We start from the raw sequence: 24,568 nt of genomic DNA on the forward strand, positions 1-24,568 counted from the left end.
TAGGCTATTGGGTTGATGATTGAGCAACTAATAGCGAGTCAATGATTAACCAATATTTAAGCATGTTAAGTAACGTTACTTGTTCGCTAAGTGAATACGAGTGTTCCTAGGTGAAGTAACAAGATTTAGCCAGGCTTCCACGTCTTGGCACCCAACTTAGAAGAGGAATGTAATATGGCTATTTCAGTAAACACCAACGTCACATCGATGAAGGCGCAAAACCAGTTAAATGGTGCTAACAATAGACTATCTACCTCGATGGAGCGCTTATCCTCAGGTTTGCGGATTAACAGCGCTAAAGATGATGCCGCTGGTTTACAAATTTCTAACCGTATGACTAGTCAAATCAATGGTATCGGCGTAGCCATGCGTAATGCCAACGATGGTATCTCCATTGCTCAAACCGCCGAAGGCGCGATGCAAGAATCAACCAATATTCTGCAGCGGATGCGTGATTTATCTTTACAATCTGCAAACGGTTCTAACTCTTCAGAAGATAGAGCTGCAATGCAGAAAGAACTAAATGCGTTACAGTCTGAACTGACTCGAATTGCAGATACCACTTCTTTTGGTGGACAAAAGCTATTGGATGGCTCTTATGGAACACAATCATTTCAGGTCGGCGCACAAGCAAATGAGACTATTTCAGTTTCTTTAAAATCAGTTGCTGCAGCGGATATTGGTGCTTATAAGAGTGACGCGGCAGGTTCTAAATTTGGCGGGGATTTAGTTACAGCGGTTGCTGGCTCCAACGGTTCAGCTGGTGGCAATTTATCAATAACACAAGGTACTAAAACCACTACATTTGCAACTGCTGCTAATGATACCGCTGCCGAGGTTGCTGGTAAAATCAATAAAGCAGGCACAGGTGTGACTGCCACGGCTCAAACAACTATTGAAGCTAACTTGACTGAGGCTTTCGATAAAGGTTTGACCATGAAAGTTGATGATGGAAATAGTACCTCCTCATTAGATTTGACCGGTATTGGTAATAATGATGACTTAGCTAAAGCCATAAATAACGTATCAGGTGAAACAGGTGTTAGTGCAAAACTGGAAAACGGTGTACTAACCATTACTAGCTCCAAAGGTGCTGATATTAGCTTTAGTGATACAGCTACCGCAGGTACAGGTACGTTAACACTGAAAAATATTTCAGCGGATGGCACCTCAAGTGCAGTATCAACAATAGACGGTACAGATACGACGGTTGACAATGCAACAGCAGTGGGTTCAGTGTCATTAACTGCTTCTTCAGCCTATTCAATTAGCGGAGGTATTGCAGCCGAATTGACAACTGAGGTGGCTGGAGTATTTGCTGGTGTGAATAGCGTGGATATTTCATCGGCAGCAGGCTCTCAGTCCGCGCTAGCCATTATTGATGGTGCGATCGCAAGCATTGATAGTTCTCGGTCTGATTTAGGTGCAGTACAAAACCGTATGAGTTTTACGATTAATAACTTAAGCAATATTCAATCTAACGTAACCGATGCTCGTAGCCGTATTCAAGATGTGGATTTTGCCTCAGAAACTGCGCAGTTAACCAAACAGCAGATTCTGTCACAAACCTCATCTGCAATGCTGGCACAGGCTAATCAGCTCCCGCAAACAGCATTATCCCTATTGGGTTAATGTAGAGTGGTATTCCTTTGTCTCGTCCTGAAATAAGTTGACACTTATTTCCACCTAAAACGCCTGATGCACCTCATCGGGCGTTTTGTATTTTAAGGCCAAATGTGGCCGTCGTTGATTATAGATGGCAACCGCTTCTGCCACCCTCCAGCGTTGCGGGTTTATGTGTTAAAAATTCCTGCTTCAATATGCCGTTTACTCACTCTGCTAAGGCATTTTGATAGCAGTCATATCCGTCTGTCATTGAGCATCTCACGCCATGTTGTGCGTGAACCGCTTGATACGCTTTTGAGCAGTATTGTATCCCTCGGTCTCAGCGGTTTACTTTTATCTTGTCGCTGCTTCAGAGCCCGTTTGTAGGCTGTTAGCCCCCGTTTGTTTTAATACGCCTGGTGACTGATTTCTAAGGTAGCGACAGCATTGAGTGACGCGGTAATCTACGTCCGTTTTTTCCTGGAGCGTTTCGCGTGTGGCTTTTTTACGACGGGTATACCGTAGTCAGTTCTGAGTTTTCGACAATGGCTTCGAAGAATGCGACCTTCATACGGGTATCTTCAAGTTCGGCGTCGAGGGCTTTTATCTTTTGCTCGGGAGTGAGTGTGGTGGGTTTTGTTATCAACTGTCCTCGCATTGATGTAGACGGTGTTCCTTGGGACCAATCCAGTTTGCCATTTTTGCGTAACCAAACTAACACGATAGAACAACCTTGAATACCGTACTTGTCTTGAGCCTGCTTATAGGTCAGCTCGCCTTTTTCCTCTTGGTCGACAACCGCCAATTTAAACGCGAGGGAATAATCACGTTGAGTTCGTTTAATTGTTGAAGTCATTACACTCTCCAAAATCAGTTAGAAAAGTGTCAACGCTATTTAGGACGGGTCACTTACATAATAAAGATCGGAACCTATGATTATGTTTTTTTTAATATTTTTTTTAAAGCTGAAAATTTTTAAATTATTTACTAAAGGTCTTTTATCCCTTGCCGTTAAAGTGAGTGTAGAAAATAAACCTTGCCTGACAGTACTGACAGGCACTATTCAAGTTAGGTAGAGGGCAATAATCATGGCTATTTCAGTAAACACCAACGTCACCTCAATGCGTGCGCAAAACCAATTAAATGGTGCCAATTCAAAACTATCCACCTCGATGGAGCGTTTATCCTCTGGTCTGCGAATCAACAGTGCTAAAGATGATGCTGCAGGTCTGCAAATCTCTAACCGTATGACCAGCCAAGTGAATGGTATCGGGGTGGCTATGCGCAATGCCAACGATGGTATCTCCATTGCCCAAACCGCCGAAGGCGCGATGCAAGAATCAACCAATATTCTGCAGCGGATGCGTGATTTATCTTTACAATCTGCAAACGGTTCTAACTCTTCAGAAGATAGAGCTGCAATGCAGAAAGAAGTTAATGCGTTGCAGTCAGAGCTCACTCGAATTTCAGAGACTACATCATTTGGTGGCCAAAAGTTACTGGATGGCTCTTATGGAACACAATCATTTCAGGTCGGCGCACAAGCAAATGAGACTATTTCAGTTTCTTTAAAATCAGTTGCTGCAGCGGATATTGGTGCTTATAAGAGTGACGCGGCAGGTTCTAAATTTGGCGGGGATTTAGTTACAGCGGTTGCTGGCTCCAACGGTTCAGCTGGTGGCAATTTATCAATAACACAAGGTACTAAAACCACTACATTTGCAACTGCTGCTAATGATACCGCTGCCGAGGTTGCTGGTAAAATCAATAAAGCAGGCACAGGTGTGACTGCCACGGCTCAAACAACTATTGAAGCTAACTTGACTGAGGCTTTCGATAAAGGTTTGACCATGAAAGTTGATGATGGAAATAGTACCTCCTCATTAGATTTGACCGGTATTGGTAATAATGATGACTTAGCTAAAGCCATAAATAACGTATCAGGTGAAACAGGTGTTAGTGCAAAACTGGAAAACGGTGTACTAACCATTACTAGCTCCAAAGGTGCTGATATTAGCTTTAGTGATACAGCTACCGCAGGTACAGGTACGTTAACACTGAAAAATATTTCAGCGGATGGCACCTCAAGTGCAGTATCAACAATAGACGGTACAGATACGACGGTTGACAATGCAACAGCAGTGGGTTCAGTGTCATTAACTGCTTCTTCAGCCTATTCAATTAGCGGAGGTATTGCAGCCGAATTGACAACTGAGGTGGCTGGAGTATTTGCTGGTGTGAATAGCGTGGATTTATCAACTGCTTCAGGTTCTCAGTCCGCGCTGGCTATTATTGATGGTGCCATTGCAGGAATTGATAGCCAACGTGCCGATTTAGGTGCGGTGCAAAACCGGATGAACTTTACTATCAATAACCTAAGCAATATTCAATCTAACGTAACCGATGCTCGTAGCCGTATTCAAGATGTGGACTTTGCCTCAGAAACTGCGCAGTTAACTAAGCAGCAAATTTTGTCACAAACCTCATCTGCTATGTTGGCTCAGGCTAACCAATTACCACAAACTGCGCTTTCTTTACTCTAATAGCATTGCGGCGTTAGTATAGTGGAGTAGATTAGGGAGAGTCGGTCACGATTCTCCCTTTTATCTTTAAAAGTGCTAGGTATTAGATATCAATTAATCTATCAATGGTGTAATGCCTATATCAATCATGGATTATATTGGTCTAATTTTTGCCTTAGTTAATAAGCAGAGGTGAACCATGGATGTTATTACAGCAAATGCACCTCATCCTATGTTGAGTAGAGATAGTCAGTTACGACCACCCTCTCAACTTAATGATGAAGGCAATCCTAAAGTTCAACGTGACACAATTATCTCTCCCACGGATGCCGTTCAAGCGGCAGAGGATGTAAAAGCCTCTGAAAATAAGGAAATTGAGCTGCAGCAGGCAGTGGACGATATTGCAACTAGCATGGACTTTATTCAAAAGGGCTTGGCCTTTAAGATTGATAAAGAGCTGGGCGAACCTGTTGTGAGGGTGATTGATATCTCAACAGGAGATTTAATTCGGCAAATTCCTAATGAGGAAGCGCTCGAAATTGCTAAAAAGTTAAATGAGGTCACTGGACTGTTGATGAAAACAGAGGTGTAGGGTGGCTTGAGTTATGGATTTAAAATAAGTTGAGGTTTTTATGGGCTTAACATCGGTTGGTATTGGTTCTGGCATGGATATCGGTGGCATAGTCACAGCGTTAGTGAATGCTGAAAGTGCCGGTAAAATTGCTAAGTTTGATGTCAATGAAGGTAAGCTTAATGCGCAAATTTCGGGTATTGGCGCATTAAAAAGTGCCATGTCTGAATTTAACGATAAATTAAAAACGCTCGCTAAGGCCGAAACCTTTGGTAGTCAAAAGGTTGTGACTTCCTCAAAAGATTATCTCTCTGCCACTGTAGATAAAACCGCGGTTTCTGGCACTTATCAAATTAAAGTCGAGCAATTGGCTCAAAGCCAGAAAGTCGGCACAGCTGTAGCTACAGATACAACCTCACCGATAGGTGAAGGAGCTTTATCCATTAAGGTGGGAAGTGGAACAGCTTTTAATATTGATGTCTCCGCTACTGACTCCCTAACCGATATTATGAATAAGATTAATAAATCTGATGATAATACCGATGTTACTGCCACCATAGTAAATGGGGAGCTGGGGCCTCAGCTGGTGTTAGGTTCCAAGAAGACTGGTGAGGATAACCAGATTTCAGTAACTGCAACGGATAGCGGAGCGGGTACTGGTTTGTCAGATACCTTTACGATGAGTGAAGTCACGCCCGCCAAAAACGCAATAGTGTATGTCGATGGCGTAAAGGTGGTTTCAGACTCCAATACACTTGATAAGGCCATTACTGGCGTTTCATTAACCTTAACCGCCGCCGATGTAGATAAAACGACAACAATGACCGTGAGTAAAGATACGGCGAAAACGAAAACTGCGATAGAGGGGTTTGTTGAGTCCTATAACAGTTTGATGACCACAATTCAGAACCTCACTAAATATGATGCCGATACAAAGCAGGCTGGGATATTACAAGGTGATGCCTTACCCCGTAGCATTCAGAGCCAATTACGTACTATGGTTTCAAGCGAGTTTGATACTTCAGACGGAAAACAGGTGCTCGCAAATTTAGGGATAAAAACGACTCGTGAAGGATTGTTGGAAATTGATTCGACTAAATTAACTGAGTCATTGAAAAATGACAAGGGGACAATTAGCGAGTTATTTACCTCTGAGAATACGGGACTTTCGGCGAAAATGTCTGGTTTGGTAGATACTTATATAAAATCTGGCGGTATTATCGATGGGCGGGATAATTCCCTTGATGAACAACTCGCCCGTATTGCCGATAGTCGAGAGCAGCTAAGCACTCGGATGGCCGCTTACAGCGATCGCTTATATAAGCAATTTAATGCTATGGATTTGGTTGTGGCAAATCTGAACTCTCAATCCAGCATGTTGTTATCACGTTTAGATTCATTGCCTGGTGTTGTTCGACAGAATAAATAGGATAAGACAGAATCTTGGCAGTTCATCCGTTTGTGAATGAGAAGGCAGAGAAATAGCGTGAATAATCTTATTTTGCAAATAGCAGATGTTAACGATAATCTATTGTTAGTATTGGATAAAATTGGATTTGAAAAAGCGGAGAGTGAGAGTTTTTATATTTTGGTATCAGAATTGCAGAGTCTTGTTGAAAAGCGTGAAGTATATTTGAAAACCTTGGTCGCAAATAATGACTTTAAAGACCAACAGTACTTAGTTGAGCAACTCAATTTGAGCCAAACTTTTACTGAACGGGCAATGAGAGTAATGGAGGATTGTCGTGCTCTTATTCAGGTGGATAATAATGCTAAGCGTTATATAAAGGCATATAAAGCAATAGAATCAAATAGGTAGGTATTTATGCGTGGTTCAATGCAATCATATCGAAAAGTCTCAGTGGAAAGCGATCTAGGCGTTGCTTCTCCTCATCGCATTATTCAAATGTTATTTGCGGGTGCATTGGAACGTTTAGCTCAAGCAAAATGCGCTATTGAACAGGGTAATATTGCTCAACGTGGTCTTTTTCTCGGTAAAGCCATCGGTATTGTCTCCGGGTTAAACAGCAGCTTAAATATGGATGCTGAAGGTGACGTTGCTACAAACTTAACAAGATTGTATGACTATATGCTGCGAAGAATGTCTGAGGCGAACATCAACAATGATGTGCAGGCGATTGATGAAGTTGTGGCTATTTTAAAGACCATCAAAGAAGGTTGGGATGCTATTCCTGCGGATAAACACAATATCACATCTCATACATAAGCTCGTTAATTGTGTTATAGATCAACAGGAAAAAGGACGCACCGAGTGCGTCTTTTTTTTGGCTTTCGTCAATTTATTGACATAATTAACTAGAATCATGGGATAAATGAACTAAAATCAATTCAGTTTGGCATAATCCGCATTCGAAGCTTGCTTCTCGACTGCTGATAATACAATATTCATCACAGTAGTGATGGTGGCACAGATTGTTACATTGAATTTGTTAAGCTTTTACAGCAACTAATCATAAATAATTAATGCGAATTGATACCTAATTAGCGCTTTACGGCCTACTGAATGATGCAAACAGATCAACGAATTTTACTTGTCGGAACCCCATCAGAGCGCTTAAGTCGCCTGTGTTGCATTTTTGAATTTTTAGGTGAGCAGATTGAAATCATCTCCACCGAAAAGTTGAGCTCTTGTCTCCAAGATACCCGTTATCGTGCCTTAGTGCTGACAACTGACAATATGTCTGTTGAGGCATTGAAATCACTCGCTAATCAGTACCCGTGGCAACCTATTTTATTGTTTGGCAACGTCGGTGATCTGCAAGTATCGAATGTGCTTGGTCAAATCGAAGAGCCATTAAACTATCCGCAACTCACTGAACTGCTGCATTTTTGCCAAGTGTATGGCCAGGTTAAACGTCCTCAAGTGCCAACCAGTGCGAATCAAACCAAACTATTCCGTAGTTTAGTGGGCCGCAGTGAAGGTATTGCCAATGTTCGCCATTTGATTAGCCAGGTTGCGACCTCTGATGCGACAGTATTAGTGCTAGGGCAGTCGGGTACAGGTAAGGAAGTCGTCGCTCGTAACATTCATTATTTGTCTGAACGCCGTGATGGTCCTTTTATTCCGGTTAACTGTGGTGCGATCCCGCCAGAACTACTCGAAAGCGAATTATTTGGTCATGAGAAGGGCTCTTTTACAGGCGCCATTAGCTCGCGTAAGGGCCGTTTTGAGCTCGCAGAAGGTGGCACACTGTTTCTCGATGAAATCGGCGATATGCCTTTGCAGATGCAGGTAAAATTGCTGCGTGTGCTGCAGGAGCGCGTATTCGAGCGTGTCGGTGGCACTAAGACTATCAATGCTGATGTGCGTGTTGTCGCTGCAACCCACAGAGATCTCGAAAGCATGATCACCAGCAACGAGTTCCGTGAAGATCTTTACTATCGCCTCAACGTTTTTCCGATTGAGATGCCTGCGCTAAGCGACCGCAAGGATGACGTTCCTCTACTGTTGCAAGAGCTGGTAAGCCGAGTCTATAACGAAGGACGTGGCAAAGTTCGCTTTACCCAACGTGCTATTGAATCGTTAAAAGAACACGCTTGGTCGGGTAACGTGCGTGAACTGTCGAACTTGGTTGAGCGCTTAACGATTTTATATCCTGGCGGTTTAGTCGATGTGAATGACTTGCCTATCAAGTATCGCCATATTGATGTGCCCGAATACAGCATCGAACTCAGTGAGGAACAACAGGAACGTGATGCGTTAGCATCCATCTTCACTAGTGAAGAGCCGGTTGAAATTCCTGAAACCCGTTTCCCGAGTGAATTACCGCCAGAAGGGGTCAACCTTAAGGATCTGCTGGCTGAGCTTGAAATCGATATGATTCGCCAAGCGTTAGAGCAGCAGGATAACGTCGTTGCGCGTGCGGCAGAAATGCTCGGTATTCGTCGTACTACTTTGGTTGAGAAAATGCGTAAGTACGGAATGACGAAAGAATAGTCATATTCCTGTTGTTTATCCTATTGTTTTACCTATCTAAATTCATTTCTTAATTTGGCATAGAATCTGCAAACACTCCGTCAGAAGCAATTTTTTGACGGAGTGACTATGTCAGCCCATCCACTAGCGCAACTTGAAACATTCAAGCACACTAGCAAACAATGGAACCAACTGCGTGAGGCCGCCAATATGTCCAATCGGATGGAGCATATTTTACAGGCTATGCCCTCTGGCGTGGTGATTTTGAACGGTGACGGTATTGTCACCGATGCAAACCCTGTTGCCGTGGAATTGCTGGAGCAGCCGTTATGCGGCGCCCGCTGGATTGATGTGATCCATACGGCGTTTGCGCCACAGGATGATGATGGTCATGAAGTCTCATTACGCAATGGCCGCCGAGTCAAATTTGCGATTACCCCATTAACGCCAGAACCGGGCCAATTAATTGTGCTGACGGATCTAACAGAAACCCGTCTACTGCAAAAGAATCTTTCCCATCTGCAGCGCCTATCTGCCCTCGGTAAAATGGTCGCGACGCTGGCGCATCAGGTGCGTACGCCACTGTCGGCGGCACTGCTCTATGCTGCGAATCTGGCCAGTCCCAAATTATCGGAATCAGCTAAGGCAAAATTTCAGCAGAAGTTAGTGGATAGACTCAATGAGCTTGAACGCCAAGTTAACGATATGCTGTTGATGGCCAAAGGGCGGCAGGATGAATTGGGTGAGTTAGTTAACCTTGATGAGGTGATCAATACTGTCATGGCGAACTGTGAGCCGATTGTGGCTCAGCGCGGCGCAGCATTGACTGTCACCAATGCGTCCAACGGTTTAATGCTGGCGAATGTGAACGCGCTCAGTTCAGCCGTGAATAATCTGGTGATGAATAGCCTTGAAGCTGGGGCAACGCAGATCCAAATCGTTGCCAATGATATCGGCGAGCAGTTAGCCCTCAATGTGGTCGACAATGGCAAAGGACTGGATGCTAAGATGCAACAAAAAGTGTTGGAGCCTTTCTTTACCACCAAAGCGCAAGGAACGGGTCTAGGCTTAGCCGTTGTGCAGTCCGTGGTTCGCAATCATGGCGGCCAAATCCAATTGAGTTGTATGCCCAATAAAGGTTGTACTGTGTCGCTAACCTTCCCGCAGGCGAAATCGGCTGCAGTATTGCCGCTGGAGAAACCCTATGTCTGAAGCCAAATTACTCTTAGTCGAAGACGATGCGTCCCTGCGTGAGGCTTTGCTCGATACCTTAATGTTGGCGCAATACGACTGCATCGATGTGGCCTCCGGCGAGGAAGCCATTATCGCATTGAAGCAACATCAGTTTGACTTAGTGATCAGCGATGTGCAGATGCAGGGCATTGGCGGCTTAGGATTATTAAATTACTTACAGCAGCATCACCCCAAGCTGCCAGTGTTATTGATGACGGCGTATGCCACCATTGGCAGTGCGGTCAGTGCAATTAAATTGGGCGCCGTCGATTATTTGGCAAAACCCTTTGCGCCAGAGGTATTGCTCAACCAAGTTTCCCGCTATTTGCCGCTCAAACAAAGTAGCGATCAACCCGTGGTTGCCGATGAAAAGAGCCTCGCGCTGCTATCACTGGCACAGCGTGTGGCGGCATCCGATGCTTCTGTGATGATCCTTGGACCAAGCGGCTCGGGTAAAGAAGTGTTAGCCCGTTATATTCATCAACATAGTAGCCGTGCCAACCAAGCGTTTGTGGCCATCAACTGTGCGGCCATCCCCGAGAATATGCTCGAGGCGACCTTATTCGGTTATGAAAAAGGGGCTTTTACCGGCGCTTATCAGGCATGCCCTGGTAAATTTGAACAGGCACAAGGCGGCACCTTATTACTCGATGAAATATCTGAGATGGATTTGGGACTTCAGGCCAAACTGCTGCGTGTGCTGCAAGAGCGCGAAGTGGAGCGTTTAGGCGGTCGTAAAACCATTAAGTTAGATGTTCGGGTGCTTGCCACTTCGAATCGGGATTTAAAGGCCGTGGTTGCCGCTGGGCAATTCCGAGAAGATCTCTATTATCGCATTAACGTGTTTCCACTGACGTGGCCTGCACTGAATCAACGCCCTGCGGATATTTTGCCACTAGCTCGGCATTTACTTGCGAAACACGCAAAGGCGCTAAATGTGCTTGATTTACCTGAGTTTGATGAGGCAGCTTGTCGTCGTTTACTCAGTCACCGCTGGCCAGGTAATGTGCGCGAGTTGGATAACGTGGTGCAACGCGCGTTAATTTTACGTGCTGGGGCTGTGATTACCGCCAACGATATTATTATCGATGCCCAAGATGTGCCTCTGTTATCCGATGACGCCGAATATGTCAATGAGCCGGAAGGTTTAGGTGAGGAGTTGAAGGCGCAGGAACATGTGATCATTCTCGAAACTTTAGCGCAATGCCAAGGTAGTCGTAAGTTGGTTGCCGAAAAACTTGGGATCAGTGCGCGCACCTTAAGATATAAGATGGCCAGAATGCGCGATATGGGGATTCAATTGCCCAACTAATTTGTGTTTTGTACCTTGTCTAAAGCCATTGCCACTGGGTTACCCTGTGGCAATTTCATGTCTGACGATTTCTTCACTTCTTTTTAGCACGGCAAAGTGAAAACTTGGCCATGCTTTTGCATATCCTGTTTATCTAGAGAGTTTAATCGTCAATAACTCGACGATGGGGAGCACGACATGCAAATTGGCACAAATTCATTACTGCAAGAAATGCAGTCACTTAAAGGTGAAATCGCACCTTCTTTTGGGATTTCACCCAATAACATTGTGCAGCAAGTGAATAACACCAGCGGTGCTGACTTTGGACAACTCCTCTCCCAAGCCATTGGCAATGTCAGTGGTTTGCAGTCAACCTCATCGAATCTCGCGACCCGACTCGAAATGGGTGACACGACAGTGAGCCTTTCTGATACTGTTATCGCCCGCGAAAAGGCCAGTGTCGCCTTTGAAGCCACTGTCCAAGTGCGCAATAAGCTCGTTGAAGCTTATAAAGAAATAATGAGCATGCCTGTTTAGGCCTTGAATAACGCAATTAGCAGGTACTAATCGTGAGCACAGAAATGATTGTCGGATCAAACGCCGGCGCAGTGGACCAAGGGGTCCAACAGGAAAATAAATCCGGCGTGCTGGGAAGTCTCGGTGGCGTCGATATGATGCGTCAAATCACCATGATTTTAGCCCTCGCCATTTGTTTGGCGTTAGCCGTGTTCGTCATGATCTGGGCACAGGAGCCTGAGTACCGTCCATTGGGTAAAATGGAAACTCAGGAAATGGTGCAAGTGCTCGACGTACTTGATAAAAATAAGATCAAGTATCAAATCGATGTTGACGTCGTTAAGGTACCCGAAGACAAATATCAAGAAGTTAAAATGATGCTGAGCCGTGCGGGTATTGATAGTGCCGCGGCCTCAAGCAAAGATTTTCTCACCCAAGACAGTGGTTTTGGCGTGAGCCAAAGAATGGAACAGGCTCGCCTCAAGCACAGCCAAGAAGAAAACCTCGCCCGCGCAATTGAACAACTGCAAAGTGTTAGCCGCGCCAAAGTGATTTTAGCCCTACCCAAAGAAAACGTGTTTGCTCGCAACACTGCGCAGCCAAGTGCGACCGTTGTGATCAACACTCGCCGTGGTGGTTTAGGCCAAGGCGAGGTCGATGCTATTGTGGATATCGTCGCTTCCGCCGTTCAGGGCTTAGAGCCATCTCGCGTGACAGTTACAGATTCTAACGGCCGTTTACTGAACTCGGGTAGCCAAGATGGCGTATCTGCTAGGGCGCGTCGTGAGCTTGAGTTAGTTCAACAGAAAGAAGCCGAATACCGCACTAAAATTGACTCTATTTTATCGCCCATTCTCGGGCCTGATAACTTCACTTCTCAAGTAGATGTGAGCATGGATTTCACTGCGGTCGAGCAAACCGCTAAGCGCTTCAACCCCGACTTACCGTCGCTGCGTAGCGAAATGACGGTCGAGAATAATTCGACTGGCGGTTCAACTGGCGGCATTCCTGGTGCCTTATCGAATCAACCCCCAATGGAATCTAATATTCCGCAGGAAGCAGATAAAGCGACGGAAAGTGTTACTGCTGGTAACTCCCACCGCGAAGCGACCCGTAATTTTGAACTCGATACCACCATCAGCCATACCCGTCAGCAAATTGGCGTGGTGCGCCGCGTGAGTGTGTCGGTTGCGGTGGACTTTAAACCGGGGGCGGCTGGGGAAAATGGCCAAGTGGCGCGCGTTGCCCGTACCGAGCAGGAGCTAACCAATATTCGCCGTTTACTGGAAGGCGCGGTAGGCTTTAGCGCGCAGCGTGGTGATGTGCTGGAGGTGGTTACTGTTCCCTTTATGGATCAATTGGTTGAAGATGTACCTGCGCCTGAGCTTTGGGAGCAACCTTGGTTCTGGCGTGCGGTGAAGTTAGGCGTTGGCGCTTTGGTTATCTTAGTGCTGATCCTTGCTGTAGTACGTCCAATGCTGAAACGCTTAATCTACCCAGATAATGTGAACATGCCAGAGGATTCAAGACTCGGTAATGAGTTGGCGGAGATTGAAGATCAATACGCCGCCGATACCTTAGGGATGCTCAATACCAAAGAAGCAGAGTATAGTTATGCCGACGATGGCTCAATTCTTATCCCTAATCTGCATAAAGATGATGATATGATTAAAGCTATCCGTGCGCTTGTGGCCAATGAGCCCGAGCTTTCTACCCAAGTCGTGAAAAACTGGTTACAAGACAATGGCTGAGAATAAATCAAAAGACGCCGCTGAAGCCCCAAGCTTCAATATTAAGGATCTCAGTGGCATCGAAAAAACGGCGATTTTACTGTTAAGTTTGAGTGAAGCCGATGCCGCCTCTATTTTAAAGCACTTAGAACCTAAACAAGTGCAAAAGGTCGGTATGGCGATGGCGGCCATGGAAGACTTTGGGCAGGAAAAAGTCATCGGGGTGCACAAGCTATTTCTCGACGATATTCAAAAGTATTCTTCTATTGGTTTTAATAGTGAAGAGTTCGTCCGCAAGGCGTTAACCGCGGCTCTAGGTGAAGACAAAGCCGGTAATTTGATTGAACAAATTATCATGGGCAGCGGCGCCAAGGGCTTGGATTCTCTTAAATGGATGGATGCCCGCCAAGTGGCCACTATTATCCAGAACGAGCATCCACAGATCCAAACCATTGTTTTATCGTATCTAGAACCAGATCAAGCGGCGGAAATTTTCGGCCAGTTCCCTGAGAATACCCGCTTAGACTTAATGATGCGTATTGCTAATCTTGAAGAGGTTCAACCTGCGGCATTGCAGGAGTTAAACGACATCATGGAGAAACAATTCGCCGGCCAAGGCGGTGCGCAGGCGGCGAAGATGGGCGGCCTAAAGGCGGCGGCCAACATTATGAACTACCTCGATACGGGGGTCGAAAGTCAGTTGATGGAAACCATGCGCGAAACCGACGAGGAAATGGCGCAGCAAATCCAAGACTTAATGTTCGTATTCGAAAACCTTATCGATGTGGACGACCGTGGTATTCAAACCTTGCTGCGTGAAGTGCAGCAGGATGTATTGATGAAGGCACTCAAAGGCACCGACGATCAGCTCAAAGACAAAATTTTGGGCAATATGTCAAAACGGGCCGCCGAGTTACTGCGTGACGATTTAGAGGCCATGGGCCCAATCCGGATCAGCGAAGTGGAAATCGCTCAAAAAGAAATTCTGTCAATTGCGCGTCGTTTAAGTGACAGCGGTGAAATCATGTTAGGCGGCGGTGGCGGCGATGAGTTCCTCTAATCGGAGTGACAATAGCGACAATAAATTGTCCCATAGGGTGGTGAGTGACTCTGAAATTGAGTTCAGCCATTGGCAATTACCCGATGTCACTGAAACCGAAGAGGCGAGTATTTCTAACCTGTTTGGTTATTCTGCCCAGCAGCATGCGCCCAAGGCGGTGGCAGCCGAAACTATTGCGCCACCCACCATGGCGGAAATTGAAGATATTCGCGCCCAGGCTGAAGAAGAAGGCTTTAACGAAGGTAAGACGCAAGGTTATGCCGAAGGGCTAGAGCAGGGCAGACTCGAGGGGCTGGAGCAAGGTCATACCGAGGGCCTAGTCCAAGGCCATGAGCAAGGGCTCGAGGCAGGGCTTGCCGAAGCTAAAACCTTAATCCAACGCTTTGAAGGGCTGTTAAGTCAATTTGAAAAGCCTTTGCAATTACTCGATGGCGATATTGAACATTCCTTAATGACACTCACTATGGCGCTGGCTAAATCTGTGATTGGTCATGAACTTAAAACTCATCCTGAACAAATCCTGTCGGCGCTACGTTTAGGGGTTGAATCTCTGCCAATCAAGGAGCAAAGCGTCAGTATTCGCATGCATCCCGATGATGTTGCCTTGGTGGAACAGTTATATACCAGTACTCAATTGAACCGTAACCAATGGCAATTAGAGGCCGAACCTAGCTTAAATCCGGGGGATTGTATTATCAGCAGCCAACGTTCGTTGGTGGATTTAACTCTTTCCTCACGCATCGATACTGTGTTTGAGTCATTACGTAATCAACAATCCCATTTAAGTCATCAGCAGCAACAGCGTCAAGCGGTCCTCGACGAGGAGAATGCCGCTAAAATCGTCTCAGCCGCAGAACTTGCTGAAGCGGCGCAAAGTCCCCAACCCCAAGATGATGGAGAGCAAGATGCTAAATCGCCGCCATCAACTGCTGAATAAACTGAATCACTGCATCGACAAAGTCCCGCCGTTTCGAGCTATCGCCAGTGGTCAATTGGTGCGCGTGGTTGGTTTAACCTTAGAGGCGAGTGGTTGTCGCGCCCCCGTGGGCAGTTTGTGCTCAATCGAAACCATGGCAGGAGAGTTGATTGCCGAAGTCGTCGGTTTTGACGATGAACTGCTGTATCTTATGCCGATTGAGGAATTACGCGGCGTGTTACCCGGTGCCCGTGTCGTCCCACTCGGTGAGCAGGCGGGACTGAGTGTTGGCTTATCCCTATTGGGACGTGTGCTCGATGGTAACGGTGTGCCATTAGACGGTCTTGGCGCGTTATCGACCGAACAGCAGGCGCCAAGGCACAGTAACGCCATCAACCCACTTTCTCGCCGAGCGATCACCGAACCACTCGATGTGGGTGTGCGCGCCATCAATGCCATGCTAACCGTTGGTAAGGGTCAACGCATGGGCCTATTTGCGGGCTCGGGTGTGGGCAAGAGTGTGCTGTTAGGGATGATGACCCGGGGCACGACAGCTGACATCATTGTGGTGGGACTCGTCGGGGAGCGTGGCCGTGAAGTGAAAGAATTTATTGAAGAAATCCTCGGTGAAAAGGGCAGAGCACGCTCTGTTGTGGTGGCGGCGCCCGCCGATACCTCACCCTTGATGCGCCTTCGTGCCTGTGAAACCTCGACTCGTATCGCTGAGTATTTTCGTGATTTAGGCTATAACGTATTGTTATTAATGGATAGTCTGACTCGTTACGCCCAAGCGCAGCGTGAGATTGCTCTGGCCGTAGGTGAACCGCCGGCAACTAAAGGTTATCCGCCTTCGGTATTTGCTAAATTGCCGCGTTTGGTTGAACGGGCGGGTAATGGTGGACCAGGACAAGGTTCTATCACCGCATTTTATACTGTGTTGACTGAGGGCGACGATCAACAGGATCCGATTGCCGATGCTTCACGGGCGATCCTAGACGGCCATATTGTGCTATCTCGCTCGCTGGCGGATTCTGGGCATTATCCTGCAATAGATATTGAGGCTTCGATCAGCCGTGTGGCCCCAATGGTGATTTCGAACGAGCACTTAGAAGCCATGCGCCGCGTCAAGCAGACTTATTCCCTCTATCAACAGAATAAGGATCTGATTTCGATTGGCGCCTATGCCCAAGGTAGCGACCCGCGAATCGATAACGCGATACGCCTGCAACCTGCGATGAATGCCTTCTTACGGCAGACGATGCGTGATGCCTTTAGTTTTGCCGATAGCCAAGTCATGCTTGGGCAACTCGCGGCGCAATGTAAATAATCGAGACTGTTATGGCGAATGCCGATCCCCTCTTACTGGTATTGAAATTAGCCCTCGATGCAGAGGAGCAGGCCGCACTGCTGCTAAAGTCGGCGCAACTAGAGTGTCAAAAGCGCCAAAATCAATTGGATGCACTCAACAATTACCGCTTGGACTACATGAAGCAGATGCAGTCTCAGCAGGGGCAAGCCATCAGCGCCAGCCATTATCACCAATTCCACCGTTTTATTCGGCAAATCGATGAGGCCATTGCCCAACAAAATCGTGTGGTCGCCGATGGTGAGAAGCAGAAAAACTATCGTCAGCAGCATTGGCTCGACAAGCAAAAGAAACGTAAGGCGGTTGAATTGCTCTTAGATAATAAAGAGAAAAAACGCCAAGCACTTGAGTTGAAAAAAGAGCAAAAGATGACCGATGAATTTGCTTCTCAGCAGTTCTTTCGCCGTAAGAACTCATAATCCTATCTAACTGCTACTTGAATTAGCCATTTCTATTTATTGGCACTTTATTTGCTTACTTTATGTCAGAGATGGTCAAAGCCGCATAAATTGACGTTTGCCCTACTTTTTTATGTCTTCGGGCGAATGTTTAGGAGCTGATATGCAACAAATGAACAATATCCTATTAGCGTCAAGTGCGAAAAATAGCGCTAGCTCAAGTAAAGCATTGACTCAAGATACTAATAGTGAAGACTTTTCTGCAGCGTTGGCTTCAGTCACATCCGTATCATCCCCCTCGACTAAAACCCCATTGTCTCAGGATGTGGCCGTCAAAACAGTCAAAGCGGAAGCCAGCACTGACGATACCAATACCGATGATGACGCCGATATCAACTTGATTTTCGCCCAGATTGGTATGGCAAATGAGATGAAGAAAGCGGCAGCGCCGGGCGAGTCTTTGCCGCTTGAGGCTGATATCACGGCAACGGAAGACGTAGACTCTGCATCCTCCGCCGTATTGGCCGATGACCTTTCTAAAGCAGAAGACCTTACTGTGGTTGGCACTTTTTCCGGTGAGCTGGCTCAGTTTGCTCAGTCCAATACAATGAGCCTTAGCAATTCAAAGCTTGATGGCGGTGCTGATTCGGCAGAAACAGAGCTATTAACTCAAACTCAAGCCGGACAAAGTGTTGCAAAAATTTCGGCACAGAGCTCAGCGCAGATCGCCCAACAGCAAGCCTCACAATCGAAGGCTGGCGATGTTTATGCCGTTGATGACAGTGTGGAACAATTGCTTCCTGCAGATCTTGATACGTTTACTGCGGCAGCTACTGTGGAAGATGCGGATACTCAAGGCGCCTCTGTGGATGATTCGCGTCCTATTGCAGATGCATCCTTACTTACTGGCCTGCGGTCCGAAAAGTTCGTTAAACCGCCCGAAAATCATATTTTACCCATTGAGGGTGAATCTATTTTAGATGCCAAAGAGCTTGGTACCACAGACATTGGCGCTAAGGCGATAAATGTGTCGACGCAGCCAGCAGATAAAGCTCTTGCACCCCAAAGCATGGTATCCCAAGCCGTTGATAATCAAACATCAGTCAAAGCGACCAATGCCTCTGCGAGTGATGTATTAACGACGAATGCGGCCACAGCCGCGAAAACTGACGATCTTAATACCTTAGGCACTAATGCTTCAGCGGCTAATGTATCAGGTGTTACAGTCATCGATCCGAGTCTTACTGCTGACAACCCATCCCGCACCGAAATCTCTGCTGGTTTATTGCTAAAAGACGCTAAGTTAGCGGTCACACTCGATGCGCAGCAAGATAGTCGTATCTCTTCTTTAAGCTCTGGCAGTGAAGAGGTGAGCACAGAGTTCAAGCCAGTGGATTTCAAACCAGTATCTTCTTCTGTGCATTCTTTGGCAGCGCAAGCTGCTCATCGTCAAGATGCGCCTCAAGTGCAGCTTTCATTACGTCAAGGCGTTGAATCTCAAAACCAAATGCAGGAAATGATCCAGCGCTTCTCGCCCGTGATGAAACAACAACTGGTGACTATGGTAAGTCAGGGGATCCAGCAGGCGGAAATCCGTTTAGATCCGCCAGAACTTGGGCATATGTTGGTTAAAGTACAAGTGCATGGCGACCAGACACAAGTGCAGTTCCATGTGACGCAAGCCCAGACCCGCGATGTTGTTGAACAAGCGATCCCGCGTTTACGTGAATTATTACAGGAACAAGGCTTGCAACTAGCCGACAGCCATGTTTCCCAGGGGGACCAAGGCCAACGTCGCGAGGGTGGATTTGGTGAAGCTGGCGGTTCGAGCGGTGGAAATGTGGATGATTTCTCGGCAGAAGAGCTAGATTTAGGTTTAAATCAAGCAACTAGTTTAAATTCAGGTATAGATTATTACGCTTAAGAAGGTAACCTATAGTGATAAAGTGGATTATGCGCTAAGCCCTGATCCCATTCCCGAATTTAGCCAATTAAAGAGTACAGAAAATGGCCAAGGAAGAATCATTAGAACTTGAAAGTACCGAAGCGCCAAAGAGTAAAAAGAAGCTATTTATTTTTGTCGGTGCAGGCGTGTTTGCAGCCCTGCTAATCGGTGGCGCATTGTGGTTTTTCCTCGGTAGTAGTGATGAGGTGCCTGAAGCCGCCGCCGAAGGTGCTGCGCCGACGGAGACGACAACGCCAGCCGCCGATGCGGCAATGGCGGCCTATGTGCCAATGCCACGCCCATTTTTATTTAATCTCCCTGGGCCAGATCGTGCTCGTCTCGTTGAAATTAAAGTGCAACTGATGGTCAGAGGCCAAGACGATGATGTATTGACCCAAAAGCACATTCCGTTGATTGAGGATGCGCTGTTAACCACATTCAGTGGCGCCGATGTGCAAAAGCTGAGCACTCAGGCGGGTAAGGATGAATTACGGCAATTAGCCTTGCTGAGCGTACAAAATACCTTGCAATCCGTGACCGGACGTAAAGTGGTTGAGAAAGTGCTCTTCACCGGTTTTGTAATGCAATGATCTTTTATCTTCAGCACCTTAAAGAGGCGAAGACAATACTGTGAGTGATTTATTAAGCCAAGACGAAATTGATGCGCTCTTACACGGAGTCGATGACGTCGAAGAGGATAATGAGCTTGATGCCGCCGGGCTAGAAGCTCGCTCCTACGACTTTTCCTCCCAAGACCGTATTGTGCGTGGCCGTATGCCCACGCTCGAGATTGTGAATGAGCGTTTTGCCCGTCACCTGCGGATCAGTATGTTCAACATGATGCGTCGAGCGGCCGAAGTGTCGATTAACGGCGTGCAAATGCTGAAATTTGGTGAGTACGTACACACCTTATTCGTCCCAACTAGCTTGAATATGGTGCGCTTTCATCCCTTAAAAGGCACGGCACTGATCACCATGGAAGCGCGTTTAGTGTTTATTCTGGTGGACAACTTTTTTGGCGGCGATGGCCGGTTCCATGCCAAGATTGAAGGGCGGGAATTTACCCCAACTGAACGTCGCATCGTGCAGTTATTGCTTAAGATTATCTTTGAAGACTATAAAGATGCTTGGGCACCGGTGATGGACGTGGAGTTTGATTATTTAGACTCCGAAGTAAACCCTGCGATGGCGAACATCGTCAGTCCAACCGAAGTGGTGGTGATTAACTCCTTCCATATCGAAGTGGATGGCGGTGGCGGTGATTTCCATATCACTATGCCTTATTCGATGATTGAACCTATCCGTGAACTGCTCGATGCGGGTGTGCAGAGTGATAAACAAGATACGGACATGCGTTGGTCACAGGCGCTGCATGACGAGATTATGGACGTTAAGGTCGGCTTTGATGCCACAGTCGTTGAGCATGAACTTACACTCAAAGACGTCATGAACTTTAAGGCTGGGGATATTATTCCTATCGAGCTGCCTGAGTATATTATGATGAAAATCGAAGACTTACCGACGTATCGCTGTAAAATGGGGCGTTCACGCGATAATCTAGCACTTAAAATTTACGAAAAAATCCCACGTCCTGAAACGGTCAAATCCGAACTGCAATTAGTGACACGTAAAGGCAAAGCCAGAGACATATCCGAATTATAAAGGTGAAGTGAGATGAGTACAGATGATGATTGGGCAGCGGCCATGGCCGAGCAGGCATTGGAAGAGGCTAATGCCATTGACCTTGACGAGCTGGTAGACGACTCGCAGCCAATTAGTAAGGCCGAAGCCGCTAAACTAGACACTATTTTAGATATCCCGGTGACGATTTCGATGGAAGTTGGCCGCAGCTATATCAGCATTCGTAACCTGCTGCAGCTGAACCAAGGTTCTGTGGTCGAGTTGGATAGGGTGGCGGGTGAGCCGCTCGATGTGATGGTGAATGGCACACTTATCGCCCATGGTGAGGTGGTTGTGGTTAACGATAAGTTTGGTATTCGCCTAACGGATGTGATCAGTCAAACTGAGCGGATTAAAAAGCTTAAGTAATTCATCGAACAGGACAAAGCCTGAAGGAGCGAGATGAGCACATCGGTCATACTCAGTCTAGTGCCAGCGACTCAGGCGAGTGTTGCTGGCGTTGCCAACGAAAGTGCCGCGACAGCAACGAAAGTGGCTGAACCTTCGCAAATGGCCGCCGCAGCGAGCATGCTCGGCGGTCTTATTTTAGTGTTATTGCTTATCTTCGCCTTAGCGTACCTGCTGCGGCGATTTAATTTAGTGCCGACGAATCACAGCGTGCTGAAAACCCTCGCGGTCACATCGCTTGGGCAGAAGGAGCGTTTGGTGTTAGTTCAGGTCGGTGAACAGCAGTATTTGTTGGGCGTTAGCGGGCAACAAGTTAATTTAATTGATAAATTAGCTGAGCCAATCCAAATTGAGTCCGTTTCCTTTGCGGACAAGCTACGGCAGGCGAAATTAAAACAATGATGAAGTACATACTCACCTTGATAGGGGTTAGTACCCTGTTGTTTGCCGCATCGGTGGGCGCGGCCGATGGTGTACTGCCGGCGGTAACCGTAAAAACCGCTGCCGATGGTTCGACCGAATATTCGGTGACCATGCAGATCCTATTACTAATGACCTCGCTGAGCTTTATCCCTGCGATGGTCATTATGTTGACGTCATTTACCCGCATCATAGTGGTGCTCTCGATTTTGCGCCAAGCCATTGGTTTACAACAGACACCTTCTAACCAAGTCTTGATTGGCATGAGCCTGTTTATGACCTTTTTCATTATGGCGCCAGTGTTCGACAAAATTTATGACCAAGGGGTTAAGCCTTATATTGATGAACAGCTCACGCTACAACAGGCCTTCGATAAGGGCAAAGAGCCATTACGGGCATTTATGTTAGGGCAGGTGCGTACCACAGATCTGAAAACCTTTATCGATATTTCGGGGTATCAAAACATTAATTCCCCAGAAGAAGCGCCAATGAGCGTGTTGGTGCCAGCTTTTATCACCAGTGAACTAAAAACCGCCTTTCAAATTGGCTTTATGTTGTTTGTGCCTTTTTTAGTGCTAGATCTCGTGGTGGCCAGTATCTTGATGGCCATGGGTATGATGATGCTCTCGCCGATGATTGTTTCTTTACCCTTCAAGATCATGTTGTTTGTGCTTGTCGATGGTTGGGGCCTAGTGATGGGCACTTTAGCCAATAGCTTTGGTTAGATGAGCGGAGATTCGCGATGACGCCAGAAGCCCTAATCGATATTTTCCGTGAAGCCTTAGCCGTGATTGTCATGATGGTTTCGGCCATCGTGCTGCCAGGGCTTGGTATTGGCCTCATTGTGGCGGTGTTCCAAGCCGCGACCTCAATTAACGAACAGACTTTAAGCTTTTTGCCTCGACTGATCGTGACCTTACTGGCCTTGATGGTTATGGGACACTGGTTAGTGCAAACCCTCATGGATTTCTTTATCGAAATGGTTAACCGCATTCCCCAAGTGGTGGGCTAAGCCCATGGAGCTGCTGCTCGACACCTTAATGCAAACCATCGCCTCTTATATGTGGCCATTGTTTCGCGTGACCAGCATGCTGATGGTCATGGTGGTGTTTGGTGCTACGACAACCCCGACTCGAGTCCGTTTACTCTTAGCGGTGGCTATCACTCTGGCCATTGCGCCAGTATTACCGCCCGTTAAGGATGCGGAGCTCTTTTCCTTAAGCGCTGTTTTTATTACTGCTCAGCAAATTATTATTGGTGTCGCCATGGGCTTTGTAACCCAAATGGTGATGCAAACCTTTGTGTTAACGGGCCAGATCATCGGTATGCAAACCAGCTTAGGTTTTGCCTCTATGGTCGACCCCGGTTCTGGTCAACAAACACCAGTGATAGGCAACTTCTTTTTGTTGCTCGCGACGTTGATTTTTCTCGCCGTCGATGGACACCTGTTGATGATCCGTATGTTAGTCGCCAGTTTCGAGACCTTACCGATTTCGAATCAAGGGTTAACGTTGACGAGTTATCGCGCGCTAGCGGAATGGGGCTCCTATATGTTTGGCGCGGCACTGACCATGTCGCTCTCGGCGATTATTGCCTTGCTGCTCGTTAACTTATCCTTTGGGGTTATGACTCGCGCCGCGCCGCAGCTGAACATCTTCTCGATAGGTTTCCCAATCACTATGATTGGTGGACTGCTCATTTTATGGTTAACCTTGACCCCTGTAATGGCTCATTTCGAAGAGGTTTGGGCGTCGGCACAGCTTTTGCTATGTGATATTTTAGGGCTTCAGTGTCAAGCCGACGGCATACTCTAACCGGATAGGAACGCGTAATGGCTGAAGAAAGTAGCGGCGAACGCAGCGAGGAACCCACCGGGAGGCGCCTCGAACAGGCGCGAGAAAAAGGGCAGGTAGCCCGCTCAAAAGAGTTAGGTACTGCGACCGTGTTGCTCTCGGCGGCAACAGGTTTGTATATGCTCGGGCCTGGGATTGCGAAGGCGCTGTCCAATGTGTTTGAACGCGTCTTCACCATGGATCGCGCTGCGATTTTCGATACGAACCAGATGTTTAATGTATGGGGCGTCGTGGGAAGCGAGATTGGCTGGCCGTTACTTAAGATTATGTTACTGATTGTGGTGGTGGCATTTATCGGTAACGTATCCCTTGGCGGGATGAACTTCTCCACCCAAGCCATGATGCCTAAAGCCAGTAAAATGAGCCCGATTGCTGGCTTTAAGCGGATGTTTGGTGTGCAGGCCTTGGTTGAATTAACCAAAGGGATTGCTAAGTTTTCTGTGGTAGCAATCGCGGCTTATTTACTACTCAGTCATTATTTTAACGATATTCTACTCCTGTCAGCCGATCATCTTCCCGGTAACGTCCATCATGCGCTGGATTTGTTAGTGTGGATGTTTATTCTGCTTTGCTCCTCCGTCTTAGTCATTGTGGTGATCGATGTGCCGTTTCAGATCTGGAACCACAACAAACAGCTGAAAATGACTAAGCAGGAAGTGAAAGACGAGTATAAAGACACCGAAGGTAAACCTGAGGTCAAAGGGCGAGTACGCCAAATGCAGCGTGAGTTAGCGCAGCGACGCATGATGGCCGAAGTGCCCAATGCGGATGTGATTGTGGTGAACCCTGAGCATTATGCGGTGGCTATTAAATACGATGTGAAGCGCTCTGCAGCGCCTTTTGTTATCGCTAAAGGTGTTGATGAAGTCGCGTTTAAAATCCGCGAAGTGGCAAGGGCACATAACATTGCGATTGTCTCTGCACCACCGCTGGCGCGGGCAATTTATCACACCACTAAGCTTGAGCAGCAGATCCCTGAGGGCCTATTTACCGCGGTGGCACAGGTGCTGGCTTATGTGTTCCAGTTACGCCAGTACCAAAAAGGTCGTGGCCGTAAACCTATTCCAATCCCTGCTAATCAACCCATCCCTGACGAGCTGAAGCACTAGTTGAGTGT

General features: G+C 47.0%; 24 protein-coding genes and 1 pseudogene. 24 read left to right on the forward strand and 1 reads right to left on the reverse strand.

Annotated elements, in window-relative coordinates; translation table 11 throughout:
- Positions 1-174: 174 nt before the first annotated feature.
- Positions 175-1,632, forward strand: a complete 1,458-nt coding sequence (locus SHEWMR4_RS06665) for a flagellin (protein WP_011622058.1) — start codon at positions 175-177, stop codon at positions 1,630-1,632.
- Between the two features lie 54 nt (positions 1,633-1,686).
- Here the strand turns inward: SHEWMR4_RS06665 and SHEWMR4_RS21245 are convergent.
- Positions 1,687-2,461: pseudogene (locus tag SHEWMR4_RS21245) on the reverse strand (transposase).
- Between the two features lie 232 nt (positions 2,462-2,693).
- Here SHEWMR4_RS21245 and SHEWMR4_RS06675 point away from each other — a divergent pair.
- From SHEWMR4_RS06675 to flhB, 23 genes are all read left to right on the forward strand, one after another.
- Positions 2,694-4,148 (forward strand): flagellin, encoded by a 1,455-nt coding sequence (locus tag SHEWMR4_RS06675; protein ID WP_011622060.1) that lies wholly within the window; start codon positions 2,694-2,696, stop codon positions 4,146-4,148.
- Positions 4,149-4,326: 178 nt separating this feature from the next.
- The gene (locus SHEWMR4_RS06680; protein ID WP_011622061.1) at positions 4,327-4,719 is read left to right on the forward strand and encodes a flagellar protein FlaG; all 393 of its coding nucleotides are present in this window, start codon (positions 4,327-4,329) and stop codon (positions 4,717-4,719) included.
- A gap of 40 nt (positions 4,720-4,759) precedes the next feature.
- A complete protein-coding gene (fliD, locus tag SHEWMR4_RS06685; protein ID WP_011622062.1) occupies positions 4,760-6,127 on the forward strand; it encodes a flagellar filament capping protein FliD in 1,368 nt (455 codons plus the stop codon).
- A 57-nt stretch (positions 6,128-6,184) separates the two neighbouring features.
- Entirely contained in the window at positions 6,185-6,517 is a 333-nt protein-coding gene (locus SHEWMR4_RS06690) for a hypothetical protein (RefSeq protein ID WP_157037024.1), read from the forward strand.
- 6 nt (positions 6,518-6,523) lie between these two features.
- On the forward strand, positions 6,524-6,925 hold the full coding sequence (fliS, locus tag SHEWMR4_RS06695) for a flagellar export chaperone FliS (protein WP_011622064.1): 402 nt from the start codon (positions 6,524-6,526) through the stop codon (positions 6,923-6,925).
- Between the two features lie 297 nt (positions 6,926-7,222).
- The gene (locus SHEWMR4_RS06700) at positions 7,223-8,656 is read left to right on the forward strand and encodes a sigma-54 dependent transcriptional regulator (RefSeq protein WP_011622065.1); all 1,434 of its coding nucleotides are present in this window, start codon (positions 7,223-7,225) and stop codon (positions 8,654-8,656) included.
- 108 nt (positions 8,657-8,764) lie between these two features.
- The gene (locus SHEWMR4_RS06705; RefSeq protein ID WP_011622066.1) at positions 8,765-9,847 is read left to right on the forward strand and encodes a sensor histidine kinase; all 1,083 of its coding nucleotides are present in this window, start codon (positions 8,765-8,767) and stop codon (positions 9,845-9,847) included.
- Positions 9,840-11,180: a sigma-54-dependent transcriptional regulator gene (locus SHEWMR4_RS06710; protein ID WP_011622067.1), complete on the forward strand. Its 1,341-nt coding sequence runs from the start codon at positions 9,840-9,842 to the stop codon at positions 11,178-11,180. Before SHEWMR4_RS06705 ends, SHEWMR4_RS06710 begins: the two co-directional genes overlap by 8 nt.
- A 177-nt stretch (positions 11,181-11,357) precedes the next feature.
- The gene (gene fliE, locus SHEWMR4_RS06715) at positions 11,358-11,696 is read left to right on the forward strand and encodes a flagellar hook-basal body complex protein FliE (protein ID WP_011622068.1); all 339 of its coding nucleotides are present in this window, start codon (positions 11,358-11,360) and stop codon (positions 11,694-11,696) included.
- Between the two features lie 44 nt (positions 11,697-11,740).
- Positions 11,741-13,426 carry a flagellar basal-body MS-ring/collar protein FliF gene (gene fliF, locus SHEWMR4_RS06720; RefSeq protein ID WP_011622069.1) on the forward strand — a complete coding sequence of 562 codons (1,686 nt, stop codon included), beginning with the start codon at positions 11,741-11,743 and terminating at the stop codon, positions 13,424-13,426.
- Entirely contained in the window at positions 13,419-14,465 is a 1,047-nt protein-coding gene (gene fliG, locus SHEWMR4_RS06725) for a flagellar motor switch protein FliG (RefSeq protein WP_011622070.1), read from the forward strand. The genes fliF and fliG overlap by 8 nt, the downstream gene beginning before the upstream one ends.
- Entirely contained in the window at positions 14,452-15,402 is a 951-nt protein-coding gene (gene fliH, locus SHEWMR4_RS06730) for a flagellar assembly protein FliH (RefSeq protein ID WP_011622071.1), read from the forward strand. Before fliG ends, fliH begins: the two co-directional genes overlap by 14 nt.
- Positions 15,371-16,708: a flagellar protein export ATPase FliI gene (gene fliI, locus SHEWMR4_RS06735; protein ID WP_011622072.1), complete on the forward strand. Its 1,338-nt coding sequence runs from the start codon at positions 15,371-15,373 to the stop codon at positions 16,706-16,708. The genes fliH and fliI overlap by 32 nt, the downstream gene beginning before the upstream one ends.
- An 11-nt stretch (positions 16,709-16,719) precedes the next feature.
- Positions 16,720-17,166, forward strand: coding sequence for a flagellar export protein FliJ (gene fliJ / locus SHEWMR4_RS06740; RefSeq protein ID WP_011622073.1), 447 nt, complete (start codon positions 16,720-16,722; stop codon positions 17,164-17,166).
- A 142-nt stretch (positions 17,167-17,308) separates the two neighbouring features.
- Positions 17,309-19,069, forward strand: a complete 1,761-nt coding sequence (locus tag SHEWMR4_RS06745) for a flagellar hook-length control protein FliK (RefSeq protein WP_011622074.1) — start codon at positions 17,309-17,311, stop codon at positions 19,067-19,069.
- 83 nt (positions 19,070-19,152) lie between these two features.
- A complete protein-coding gene (gene fliL, locus SHEWMR4_RS06750) occupies positions 19,153-19,680 on the forward strand; it encodes a flagellar basal body-associated protein FliL (protein ID WP_011622075.1) in 528 nt (175 codons plus the stop codon).
- 40 nt (positions 19,681-19,720) lie between these two features.
- Positions 19,721-20,752: a flagellar motor switch protein FliM gene (gene fliM / locus SHEWMR4_RS06755; RefSeq protein WP_011622076.1), complete on the forward strand. Its 1,032-nt coding sequence runs from the start codon at positions 19,721-19,723 to the stop codon at positions 20,750-20,752.
- Positions 20,753-20,764: 12 nt separating this feature from the next.
- A complete protein-coding gene (gene fliN, locus SHEWMR4_RS06760) occupies positions 20,765-21,139 on the forward strand; it encodes a flagellar motor switch protein FliN (RefSeq protein ID WP_011622077.1) in 375 nt (124 codons plus the stop codon).
- Between the two features lie 33 nt (positions 21,140-21,172).
- Complete coding sequence (gene fliO / locus SHEWMR4_RS06765; RefSeq protein WP_011622078.1) at positions 21,173-21,580, forward strand: flagellar biosynthetic protein FliO; 408 nt, start codon at positions 21,173-21,175, stop codon at positions 21,578-21,580.
- Positions 21,577-22,323 carry a flagellar type III secretion system pore protein FliP gene (fliP, locus tag SHEWMR4_RS06770; protein WP_011622079.1) on the forward strand — a complete coding sequence of 249 codons (747 nt, stop codon included), beginning with the start codon at positions 21,577-21,579 and terminating at the stop codon, positions 22,321-22,323. The genes fliO and fliP overlap by 4 nt, the downstream gene beginning before the upstream one ends.
- 17 nt (positions 22,324-22,340) lie before the next feature.
- A complete protein-coding gene (gene fliQ / locus SHEWMR4_RS06775; RefSeq protein ID WP_011622080.1) occupies positions 22,341-22,610 on the forward strand; it encodes a flagellar biosynthesis protein FliQ in 270 nt (89 codons plus the stop codon).
- Between the two features lie 4 nt (positions 22,611-22,614).
- Positions 22,615-23,412, forward strand: coding sequence for a flagellar biosynthetic protein FliR (gene fliR, locus SHEWMR4_RS06780; protein WP_011622081.1), 798 nt, complete (start codon positions 22,615-22,617; stop codon positions 23,410-23,412).
- 17 nt (positions 23,413-23,429) lie between these two features.
- Complete coding sequence (gene flhB / locus SHEWMR4_RS06785; RefSeq protein WP_011622082.1) at positions 23,430-24,560, forward strand: flagellar biosynthesis protein FlhB; 1,131 nt, start codon at positions 23,430-23,432, stop codon at positions 24,558-24,560.
- Positions 24,561-24,568 lie beyond the last annotated feature (8 nt).

Source organism: Shewanella sp. MR-4, from assembly GCF_000014685.1.
Taxonomy (GTDB): domain Bacteria; phylum Pseudomonadota; class Gammaproteobacteria; order Enterobacterales; family Shewanellaceae; genus Shewanella.

Bases quoted from the DNA above. Each gene is read 5' to 3' on its own strand.
- flhB (WP_011622082.1), top strand. From the start codon at position 23,430: ATGGCTGAAGAAAGTAGCGGCGAACGCAGCGAGGAACCCACCGGGAGG.
- SHEWMR4_RS06710 (WP_011622067.1), top strand. From the start codon at position 9,840: ATGTCTGAAGCCAAATTACTCTTAGTCGAAGACGATGCGTCCCTGCGT.
- fliH (WP_011622071.1), top strand. From the start codon at position 14,452: ATGAGTTCCTCTAATCGGAGTGACAATAGCGACAATAAATTGTCCCAT.
- fliS (WP_011622064.1), top strand. From the start codon at position 6,524: ATGCGTGGTTCAATGCAATCATATCGAAAAGTCTCAGTGGAAAGCGAT.
- fliL (WP_011622075.1), top strand. From the start codon at position 19,153: ATGGCCAAGGAAGAATCATTAGAACTTGAAAGTACCGAAGCGCCAAAG.
- fliN (WP_011622077.1), top strand. From the start codon at position 20,765: ATGAGTACAGATGATGATTGGGCAGCGGCCATGGCCGAGCAGGCATTG.
- fliI (WP_011622072.1), top strand. From the start codon at position 15,371: ATGCTAAATCGCCGCCATCAACTGCTGAATAAACTGAATCACTGCATC.
- fliD (WP_011622062.1), top strand. From the start codon at position 4,760: ATGGGCTTAACATCGGTTGGTATTGGTTCTGGCATGGATATCGGTGGC.
- fliE (WP_011622068.1), top strand. From the start codon at position 11,358: ATGCAAATTGGCACAAATTCATTACTGCAAGAAATGCAGTCACTTAAA.
- fliR (WP_011622081.1), top strand. From the start codon at position 22,615: ATGGAGCTGCTGCTCGACACCTTAATGCAAACCATCGCCTCTTATATG.
- fliO (WP_011622078.1), top strand. From the start codon at position 21,173: ATGAGCACATCGGTCATACTCAGTCTAGTGCCAGCGACTCAGGCGAGT.
- SHEWMR4_RS06700 (WP_011622065.1), top strand. From the start codon at position 7,223: ATGATGCAAACAGATCAACGAATTTTACTTGTCGGAACCCCATCAGAG.
- fliF (WP_011622069.1), top strand. From the start codon at position 11,741: ATGATTGTCGGATCAAACGCCGGCGCAGTGGACCAAGGGGTCCAACAG.
- fliG (WP_011622070.1), top strand. From the start codon at position 13,419: ATGGCTGAGAATAAATCAAAAGACGCCGCTGAAGCCCCAAGCTTCAAT.
- SHEWMR4_RS06665 (WP_011622058.1), top strand. From the start codon at position 175: ATGGCTATTTCAGTAAACACCAACGTCACATCGATGAAGGCGCAAAAC.
- SHEWMR4_RS06745 (WP_011622074.1), top strand. From the start codon at position 17,309: ATGCAACAAATGAACAATATCCTATTAGCGTCAAGTGCGAAAAATAGC.
- SHEWMR4_RS06705 (WP_011622066.1), top strand. From the start codon at position 8,765: ATGTCAGCCCATCCACTAGCGCAACTTGAAACATTCAAGCACACTAGC.
- SHEWMR4_RS06675 (WP_011622060.1), top strand. From the start codon at position 2,694: ATGGCTATTTCAGTAAACACCAACGTCACCTCAATGCGTGCGCAAAAC.
- SHEWMR4_RS06680 (WP_011622061.1), top strand. From the start codon at position 4,327: ATGGATGTTATTACAGCAAATGCACCTCATCCTATGTTGAGTAGAGAT.
- fliJ (WP_011622073.1), top strand. From the start codon at position 16,720: ATGGCGAATGCCGATCCCCTCTTACTGGTATTGAAATTAGCCCTCGAT.
- fliP (WP_011622079.1), top strand. From the start codon at position 21,577: ATGATGAAGTACATACTCACCTTGATAGGGGTTAGTACCCTGTTGTTT.
- fliQ (WP_011622080.1), top strand. From the start codon at position 22,341: ATGACGCCAGAAGCCCTAATCGATATTTTCCGTGAAGCCTTAGCCGTG.